This window comes from Mycetocola sp., from assembly GCF_046716805.1.
Lineage (GTDB): Bacteria > Actinomycetota > Actinomycetes > Actinomycetales > Microbacteriaceae > Mycetocola_A.
The window spans coordinates 1-2,956 of sequence record NZ_JBKJWH010000100.1; the positions used below are offsets into that span (position 1 = coordinate 1).

Consider the following 2,956-nt stretch of genomic DNA (forward strand, 5'->3'; position numbering starts at 1 on the left):
GTGTACACGTGGAATGGCTCCGGCAGATCATCCGCATTCTTCCGACCGAACAGTTCGAGGGTCTTGCCCTTCGGAGTGGCGGTGTAGGCGAAGAAGCTGATGTTCTTCGTGTCGGCCTTCTCCGCCATCTCCGCGGCGAGCAACGCCTCAATGTCGATCTCGCCGCCGTCCTCCAACAACGCCAACTCCTCCGGCGACAGCACGTGCTTGAGCTTCGCCGACGTGTTGCCGGTCTGCGACGAGTGCGCCTCGTCGGCGATGATCGCGAAACTCCGACCGACCAAAGCGCCGGAAGTGCGGATCGCCTTCAGCGCGTGCGGAAACGTCTGGATCGGGACGATGATGATCTGCGCCCGATCCGTCAGCGCCTTGGTGAGCGCGGCCGACTTCGAGTCCGCACCGCCGCGCGTGATCGGCACCACGACCCCGGACTTGTGATCGATCTGGTAGATCGCATCCTGCAACTGGTCATCGAGCACGGTGCGGTCGGTGACCACGATGACCGAGTCAAACACCTTCGCCCCCGCATCCGTGTGCAGCGAGCTCAGCTGGTGCGCGGTCCAGGCGATCGAGTTCGTCTTTCCCGACCCGGCGCTGTGCTGGATCAGGTAGCGGTTTCCCGGGCCCTCGGTGCGGGCGGTCTTGACGAGCTTGGTGACTGACTCCCACTGGTGGAACCGCGGGAACAGCAGCGACTGCGAGACGGTGACCTCTCCGGTGACCGGGTCGGTCTTCTTGGTGGTTGAGGAATGCAGGAACTTGCCGATGATCTCCAGCCACGCGTCCCGTTGCAGCACTCGCTCCCACAGGTATGACGCGGGCGATCCGTTCGGGTTCGCCGGGTTGCCCTTGCCACCGTCGTTGCCCATGTTGAACGGCAGGAAGTGGGTCTTGTCGCCGTCGAGCCGGGTCGTCATCCACACCTCGGAGTTCGACACCGCGAAATGCACGAGCGCACGGGTACCGAAGCCGAGCAGCGGCTCGGTCTTCTTGGTTATCGGGTCTTTCGGGGTGCGGTCCTTCTTGTACTGGATGATCGCGTCCTGCACCGATTGTGTGAAGTCGGTCTTGACCTCCATCGTCGCCACCGGCAGCCCGTTCGTGAAGAACACCAGATCGATTGACTTCTGGTTCGACGTCGAATAGTGCACCTGCCGCATCACTCGCAACTGCACCTTGCTATACCGCCCCAGCGTCGCCGGGTTCAGGCTCTGTGCCGGCTTGAACTGACACATGTCGAACTGCGTCGCCACATCCTTGAAGCCATGTCGGAGCACGTTGAGCGTGCCGCCGCCCTGCGCGAACGGACGGCCGAGCGTCTGGGCCAACACAGTAAGCACCTGCTCCCGGGACTTCCCCTGCGCCGCGGGAAGGGCGGATGCCTTCACCTTCTGGGCGAGCGCGTCAGGTTGGGTTGCCTCCAGCCAGGCGAACACGTCGGCCGGGAAGAGGGCGAGCTCCCGGTCGTAGCCGGTGTCGTCCTTCGAGTACTCCCACCCATTCGCCTGAAGGTGCGCGGCGAGTTCGTCTTCGAACCAGTACTCGTTGTGCTTGCCCATCAGGACAGCCCCCTTACATCGATCTTCCCCGTCACAGCGGCGCTGATGAGCGCCTGCCGTCGTTCCTTGAGCACGTCGATCATCTCGCGGGCTTTCGCCGACAGTGCGTCGATCTGGGCCGTTTCGCGGTCGAGGAATCGCACGATCTCACTCTGCTCATCGGTAGACGGAAGCAAGACTGGTAGCACTCGGTAGTGATCGTTGTCGATCTCCGCTTGCCCGATTCGCACGCCACGAGACAGAGTTGCGTATCCATCCGCGTAGGGAGCGGAGCGAAACAGATAGTTGAGAAACCTCGACACTTCGCTGTGCCGTGGCCGAAAGCACAAATAGTGGCCAGACACAATGCCGCGCAGCTCTGAAACTCCAACGGATCCCTGCCAAGCCTTCATACGGTTAGTTACAAGCCATCCCGGCGCAACCAACTGATAGATGTTGCGATTCTCTGCCGTCTTGTTCAGGTTGGCGTGGTCATCCTTCGCCACAACGCCGTAGTTTCGGAACACTGAAAGCATCGTTTCATCAGGGTGGCCGACGTCTTTGATTCGTTCGAACAGCGACCAGAGAGGCCGAACCCGCCAAGTCACAGGAACCTCGCCAAGCCAGTTCACGCCCGCTTCCTTGAGCGGAACGGAGGGGTTGAGACCCTTGGTGACGGCGTGGCTGATGACGGCCCGCCGCCGCTCCGCCAGCGTCTCGATCAACCGCTCCTGCTTCCCGATCAACAGGTCGAGCTTCGCCGTGTGCACGTCCAAGAAATCTGTAATCTCCTGTTGCGCTTCGATCTCAGGAACCGCCAGACGCATGTTCGCGACCTGCTGGGCATTGAGATTGTTCTGGGTATTGCTGCGGTACAGGTATGGAAGCTGCTCCTTCGCGTTCTTCAGCGCATAGAAGAGAAACCTTGACGTTGATAGCCCTCGCATAGGCATCAAACCCAAGAGAGCTTGATTCCAGGTCGCTCGAATGCCCAACTGGGATACTTCGCCAACGCTCGCATACATCGCGAAAAGCACAGTTCCAGGTTCGCCTGCGTAGAGGCGCGCTGCTGCCATACCCGCGTCAGAGACCGCCTTCTTGGTTGAGATGACTGAGCTGGTCGAGCTCATGTCAGAAATGGCGACCCACGCAATCCCAGACTCGGTCTCAGTCCAGAAGTCCTGATTATCAGTGTCGGGTGTTCCTCCAGCCACGGCTTCCGCTATCGACTTGATCGGCTTCACCGTCCATCCGGCTGGGATCGAAGGAATACCGTCGACACCGGATTCCACGTAGGCGGGATACGGCTCGAGCGTCACGCCTCAACCTCGTTCAGCAGCTCTGTGATCTCTCGCACAAGCTTGTTGAGGTCGGCGTCGATCTCTTCGAGCGGGCGCGGCGGCAGGTACCTGTAGAAG

General features: G+C 60.9%; 2 protein-coding genes. Both read right to left on the reverse strand.

The genetic code is table 11. From position 1 onward, the window contains the following. A partial coding sequence (locus ACLQ62_RS08030) for a type I restriction endonuclease (RefSeq protein ID WP_411721122.1) occupies positions 1-1,559 on the reverse strand: 1,559 nt, incomplete at its 3' end. Continuing rightward, positions 1,559-2,857 (reverse strand): restriction endonuclease subunit S, encoded by a 1,299-nt coding sequence (locus tag ACLQ62_RS08035; protein WP_411721123.1) that lies wholly within the window; start codon positions 2,855-2,857, stop codon positions 1,559-1,561. The genes ACLQ62_RS08035 and ACLQ62_RS08030, both read right to left, overlap by 1 nt. Between the last annotated feature and the right edge of the window lie 99 nt (positions 2,858-2,956).